Origin of the sequence: Streptococcus sp. NM (assembly GCF_003390135.1) — a bacterium.
Classification (GTDB): domain Bacteria; phylum Bacillota; class Bacilli; order Lactobacillales; family Streptococcaceae; genus Streptococcus.
In genome coordinates, this window is sequence record NZ_QUOS01000003.1 from 238,423 (window position 1) to 245,092 (window position 6,670).

General features: G+C 38.5%; 6 protein-coding genes. All 6 read right to left on the reverse strand.

Going from position 1 to position 6,670, the window contains the following annotated elements:
• Positions 1 to 8: 8 nt before the first annotated feature.
• On the reverse strand, positions 9 to 1,514 hold the full coding sequence (locus DXN33_RS07060; protein WP_115904705.1) for a serine/threonine-protein kinase: 1,506 nt from the start codon (positions 1,512 to 1,514) through the stop codon (positions 9 to 11).
• A gap of 13 nt (positions 1,515 to 1,527) precedes the next feature.
• Entirely contained in the window at positions 1,528 to 2,301 is a 774-nt protein-coding gene (locus DXN33_RS07065; protein ID WP_115904706.1) for a hypothetical protein, read from the reverse strand.
• 540 nt (positions 2,302 to 2,841) lie between these two features.
• Positions 2,842 to 3,453 carry a 30S ribosomal protein S4 gene (gene rpsD / locus DXN33_RS07075; RefSeq protein ID WP_000092756.1) on the reverse strand — a complete coding sequence of 204 codons (612 nt, stop codon included), beginning with the start codon at positions 3,451 to 3,453 and terminating at the stop codon, positions 2,842 to 2,844.
• Positions 3,454 to 3,647: 194 nt separating this feature from the next.
• Positions 3,648 to 4,700: a HAMP domain-containing sensor histidine kinase gene (locus DXN33_RS07080; RefSeq protein ID WP_115904707.1), complete on the reverse strand. Its 1,053-nt coding sequence runs from the start codon at positions 4,698 to 4,700 to the stop codon at positions 3,648 to 3,650.
• Positions 4,697 to 5,395 carry a response regulator transcription factor gene (locus DXN33_RS07085; RefSeq protein WP_115904708.1) on the reverse strand — a complete coding sequence of 233 codons (699 nt, stop codon included), beginning with the start codon at positions 5,393 to 5,395 and terminating at the stop codon, positions 4,697 to 4,699. The genes DXN33_RS07080 and DXN33_RS07085 overlap by 4 nt, the downstream gene beginning before the upstream one ends.
• A 123-nt stretch (positions 5,396 to 5,518) precedes the next feature.
• Positions 5,519 to 6,670 (reverse strand): SSURE domain-containing protein (locus tag DXN33_RS07090; protein WP_115904709.1); only part of this gene is annotated, 1,152 nt, incomplete at its 5' end.

Sequence of the window (6,670 nt, forward strand, 5' to 3'; positions counted from 1 at the left end):
CTCCTAATCTATCTTTCTAATATGGATTCAATCATTGGTTCAATTCCATTTTCAATCAAGTAATCTATCTTATGCTGAGCAGAAAAGCGCCCAACTTCATAGGCTATATAGCGTAAAATCTGAGCAGCCACTTCATTAACGTTGAAGGAAAATTGTCCCTTTAAAACTCTATAAGAAAGGGAAGCGAAAGGATCTGCATCTTCAAATCGTTTCAAATATTGCTCGTAGTTAGAATGAATCGTCTGAATGATATAAATCGCGTGTGTATCATCTAACTTCATAAAAATCATTAAGCTTTCAATAAAAACATTACTTTTTTTAATACATGCTTGGCATAACTCTCTTGCTGGCATTTCATAAATATAGTTTTCTATATCGCCATCAAAAATACCACGGCCAATTTTTTCCCAAATTGTTTTCTTAAAAGTTTCGTCGCTTCTAACTCTCAACCATGCATTTAATGCACTCAACATTTCAGTAGCATCTTGATACCTATAATCAGGTTCTAAATTCGTAGCTTTTTCACTAACAGAACGAAGTGAATGAGAAAAAATATTAGGATTCTTAGTCATAACAAAATTAATAATACGTCCTAGTGAATACACATCGCTTCGTTTATCAGCATCTTTTAAAAGCGTTAATTGCTCTGGTGCGCAATAAAAGAGTTGACCAAAGGAAGTTGTATCCATTGTTTGATGAGATGTCAAAGTGTTTAGGTTTTTTCCTAAACCAAAATCAGCAATCTTAATTATCCCATTCACGAAAAAAACATTGGTCGGACTTAAGTCTCTATGAAGAACATCTCTTTGGTGGACGAGAGCCATAGTATAAAGTATTTGACGCAATATATTGAGCTTAGAATCCTCTGTAAGCTCACTTTCTTCAATGTAATTTGCCAATGTATAATCAGCTTTTTCCATTGTGTATGAACAATTACTACTATCGAAATCAAATACTTGAATAATACTTCCAATATCTGAACAAGATTTAGTTATTTCATACTCTCTTTTTAACCTACTTCTCAACGATTGTCGTTTAACAGATTCCTCATTTAGTTTTTTTAACACTAATCCTGTAGATTTTTGGAAATAAATATCAGCAAAGCCTCCCTTTCCAATCTCAACTAAATCTAAATCAATTTCTACTAAATAAAATTCATTTCCTCTTCTTGAGAGTTTTAAAGAATAAACAGAACAAATTTTATCTAATTCATTTATTATTTTCTGCTGATGCTCTAAAGCATCCACTTCACTTATCTGACGCTCTGTTAAAAGATATTGTTTGCTGAGTATAAGGTTGAAAAATGAATTGATAATACCTCTAGATGAAAAGTCCAATAGCTTATCATTCACATATATCCATCTTGTAGGAAAACCCTGACCATAACTATCTTGAGTATGGAAATGGGTATTGAAAAAAGAAACTAGCTGAGGTCCTGATTTATAAGTAAACATCCCCATCTCATCTCCACAGAATATCTTTGCTAGTCTTTTGTAAAAATCTGGATTGATCAATAACTCGTCCTCCTTATAGATGGTAATTCTTTAATTTAATAAATGTAGGCAGTGACATACAATCTAATTTCTCAATTAAACAGAGGGTGTCGTCAAGAATAGAAAAAATATAAAATCTATCTTGAAATATAGTTACAAAATAAGTCTCAAATTCCTTTGCTTTTAAACTTCTGTATTCAAATAGTGAGTGAAAATCATAATTTAACGCGCTTACAATAATATCATCCGAATTATCTGTCTCGAGTATATCAATCAGCTCAAACGAATATGGAAAAAACAATAAAAGGTTTTTCTGTTTTTCCAGCATTTTCAACACTTTTATGATATCTCTTTTAATACCATACTTTCTAATATTTAAAAAGTTTTCCCCTAATCGAGTGAACTCTGATATATCTCTTGTTCGGAATGCAACATGAATCTGAGTAGCTTTTACTTCACCGAATTTCTTTTTACTTTCATGAATACCAATTATACCACCACCATAATTGCTAATACCCATAGAAAACAAATGACTAGCTTGTAATCTAGTGCTAGATGATAATAGTTTAAAGTCTATTTCATAACTTTTCGAGATTGCATCACATTGACCATTATTTTCATTTAACGGTTTAGAGAAAGGAGATTGCCCTTTATCTTTAAAATGAGATGACTTATTAAGTAGCTCTAGTAAGTAGTTCTCATAATTACAATCGGGCTCTCCATCAACAAAATTTTTAATAATAGTAGCTGGTGGTAACAATTTGAATTTTATACGTGGGTCAATATTAGGATTTAAATTTTTTTCCATAAAAACTCCTCCAGTTTATTATAACATTGACATCTTAAAGTTTTTACACTTACAACAAATAATTTCTTTGTTCACTAGCTTATACTACCACCTACTCTTTAGTAACAACTATGGATACCTTCTGTATTAGAGTATTTTGTACTATTATGATATAATTAGTTTAAAGATAAGTGAGGTAGAAATGATAGTGTCGCTACGCAACTTCATAGTATGAGATGACGGGACAGGTACACCGTCCACTACTCTTGAGTGCTTAGATTTTTCTAAGTGCTTTTTTTGAATTTTCTCGGCGTTCGCTCTTGGTTCAAGTCCATTCTCCATACTATTTGGTAAGGAATTAGGTCATTCTACACTAGCTATGACTATGGACACTTACAGTCATCTCTCCAAAGAAAAAGCAAAAACAGCCGTCTCATTTTATGAGAAAGCTGTGAGTTCGTTATAAGTGATGACAAAAATGATGACAAACTCAGAAATCAAGCTTTTAAGACAAAGCAAAAAGCCCACTGTTGTAGGCTTTCTGTAAAATATATCTTAAAATTAAAGCATTTTGTTGTAGAATTCAACGACAAGTGCTTCGTTGATTTCTGGGTTGATTTCGTCGCGTTCTGGCAAGCGAGTCAATGAACCTTCCAATTTTTCAGCGTCGAATGATACGAATGCTGGACGTCCAAGAGTAGCTTCTACTGCTTCAAGGATAGCTGGAACTTTCAATGATTTTTCACGAACTGAGATCACTTGACCTGGAGTTACGCGGTATGATGGGATATCAACGCGTTTTCCGTCAACAAGGATGTGACCATGGTTTACGAATTGACGAGCTTGACGACGAGTAGTCGCAAGACCAAGACGGTAAACAACGTTATCCAAACGACGTTCCAAAAGAAGCATGAAGTTGAAACCTAGGATTCCGCCTTTGATTTTTGTAGCTTGTACGAACAAGTTACGGAATTGTTTTTCACCTACACCGTAAGTGAAACGAAGTTTTTGTTTTTCAGCCAATTGCAAACCGTATTCTGACAATTTAGAACGGTTGTTTGGTCCGTGTTGTCCTGGTACGTAGTTACGACGTGCCAATTCTTTACCTGTACCTGTAAGTGAAAGGCCAAGGCGACGAGCTTGTTTCCAAGATGGTCCTGTATAACGTGACATGTGAATGTCCTCCTGATATAAATAATATTTCGGTGGAAATAGTCACTTAGAAAGCCCTGATTCGTGCAGATGCCCTTCGCCTAAACAGCCAAGGTTACTTATCATAAGACACCTGTTGACGAGCTTCATGCTTTCCTGCTGATATTTCACACAAAATCCATTTTACCATGAATGGCTAGATTTGTAAAGGGGTTTTAAGCTTTATTTTCATTGCCAGAGAGGTTAAGAAGGAGGGTAAAGGTACTTCCTAGGCCGTACTGGCTGCTGACTGTGATTTCCCCACCCAATTGATGGGCCAATTCACGCGCAATCGCAAGACCAAGACCATGACCACCTGTCTTCATGTTACGCGAAGTTTCTACACGATAAAGGCGTTTGAAAATATTCTCCAAATCCTCTGGAGCAATGCCCTGTCCCTCATCAGTCACACTGATTGAAAGCTGGTTCTTCTCCATCTTAGCCACCACTTCCAGCTTAGTTCCTGGAGCTGAGTATTTAAAAGCGTTATTGATCAGATTCACCAAGATACGAGAAAGTTTGGCATAATCTCCCTCAATCCGGGCAGACTCTGGAATTACCTGCAAATGGACATCTCGCTCCTCCTGCTCAATCAAGAACTGAAATTCACTCATGCACTCAATCAAGAGCTGGTCCAGAAAAATGCTGTCTTTGCTGGTCGTTTCCACCTGATTTCTAGCTGTGTTTAGGGTCAAAAAATTCAACTCCTCAACTAGTTTATTGAGTCTTTCCGTCTGACGCCCAATGGTTGCTAGATAATGGTCCTGTTCTCCTTCCTTGATAACCCCATCCAAAATCCCTTCTACCGTCGCTTGGATTGAAGTGATGGGGGTCTTGATATCATGCGAAAGCTGGGCAATCATCAAGCCCTTTTCACGTTCGCTTTCTTCCAAGGAATCAAAGGTGGCCTGCAAATCATGGGACATTTCATTGAAAGCTTGGCCTAATTGTTGAAATTCTACAGGGCCTTGAACCTCCAGATTTGAAGGAAAATCCTTGTCCGCTACCCGCTTGGCATGTTCCTTGAGTTTGCCCAATGAAGTAAAGACCGGCGATAAGAGAAAGAGACTAATCCCAGCACCGACAAGGCTGGCAACGATGGTCATTCCAAGCAGAAAGTAAATCTCGCTTTTCTCAATCAGCATTTTTTGAACAGCCCAAAAAACCACGATAATCGTTAGGAGTGTTGAAATGACATACCCCACTAAAATATAACTTTTTAATTTCATTGACTACCTCGTGCTTTCTCAATTTTGTAGCCCAAACCCCAGACAGTTTTTATAGCAGGCGTTTCTGCGCTGGCATGTTTAGCCAACTCCTGTCGAAGAGCATGAATATGAACATTCAAGGTATTAGTATCATCCACATAGTCTTCCTGCCAGACCTTTTCATAGAGGTCTGTCTTAGAAAAAACTCTCTCTGGATTGCTGGCTAAAAGCCATAGAAGTTCGAAGGATTTGACTGTCAAATCAAGCGCCACATCTCCGACTTGGACCTCATGACTACCGTGATTCATCCGTAAATCCCCGAGACTGACGACTTCTGTCTCACCTCCACGATGAAGGCGCCGCAAAATATTGTGGACACGCAAAACCAGCTCACGTGGACTAAAGGGCTTGGCAATAAAGTCATCTGCCCCTAAGCTCAGGCCATAAATCTTGTCCTGCTCGCTAGTCTTAGCCGTGATAAAGAGAAAAGGCTGATCTGGAGATTGATACTGAACCTCACTAATCAAGTCATAACCATCCATCCGAGGCATCATGATATCTGTAATAATCAAATCAATTGGTTTTCGCTTGAAGATTTCCAAGGCCTCCACTCCATCATGGGCCACCAAAACCTGATATCCTGCCTGAACCAGATAGCGTTGATGAATATCTGTGATTTCTACCTCGTCATCAACGAGTAAAATTGTCTTTCCCATCTGTCTCTCCTTTGAAAAAAACAGTGCTATACCACAATAGTATAACACTATTTTTATCTCTTTACGAACATTCTAAACGATATCTGGATTTTTCAAATCCTAGATAGAAAGTCTGTAACTAGACTAGTCATTTTCCTCTTTTTTAGCTTTCAAACCGAGGCCACCTAGAAGTCCGGCCAAGGCTAATCCAAAGAATCCAAGAGTAGCCATTGATGTTTGGGCTTCACCAGTATATGGAAGCATGCCTTTTTGGTCTTTCATTTGATCAGCCATCATTGGACTTGATACCTTGTTAGTAGATGCCATCTTGCCTTCATCAGGCATTTTACTTGAGGTTACCATAGGCTGGCTAGCATTCATGGTTTTGTCCTGCTCTTTGTTAGACATCATCTTATCTTGGCTAACAGCTGGCATTTTAGATTTCATATCATTGAGGGACTTATACCCATTCAAGTTCACTGTCAATTCTTTAGACGCTACCAGATTGCTCAAATCGGCCTTGCCATCTTTCGCACCGTATACCTTGATGGTAGCTTTATAGCTTTGCGTACCGTTTTGTTTCAAAAGGTCTAGAAGCTCTTTGTCAGATTTACCTTGAGTACCGGCCAAGTCTACTTCGTAGAAGTAGAGACCTTTGCCCAATTTTTCTACTGGTGGAAGAGCAGGATTTTTGGCTGAACCATTGTCTGACCATGGAGCCTTGTCGGATGCTTTCAAGATAAGGCGAGTCAACATACCGTCACCTGCGAAGAATTCATATGGAATAACTTGGTTAACACCGGCTGTGAATGGACCAGGGAAGTTAGCTTTATCCAAGTAAGTAGCTGGAACATCTACTGTGTCTTTGGTATTGTCAGCCACGCCTTTTTGGACTTCAGCTGGGGTAGTCAAGCCATTCAAGTTGACATCCAATTCTTTAGTCGCTACGAGATTGCTCAAGTCTGCTTTGCCATCTTTAGCACCGTACACCTTGATAGTAGCTTTATAACTTTGAGTACCATTTTGTTTCAAGAGGTCAAGAAGCTCTTTGTCTGATTTGCCTTGAGTGCCGGCCAAGTCTACTTCGTAGAAGTAGAGACCTTTCCCCAATTTTTCTACTGGTGGAAGAGCTGGATTTTTAGCTGAACCATTGTCTGACCATGGGGCTTTGTCAGAGGCTTTCAAGATCAGACGAGTCAACATACCGTCTCCGGCGAAGAATTCATACGGAATAACTTGGTTGACACCAGCTGTGAATGGACCAGGGAAGTTAGCTTTGTCCAAGTAAGTAGCTGG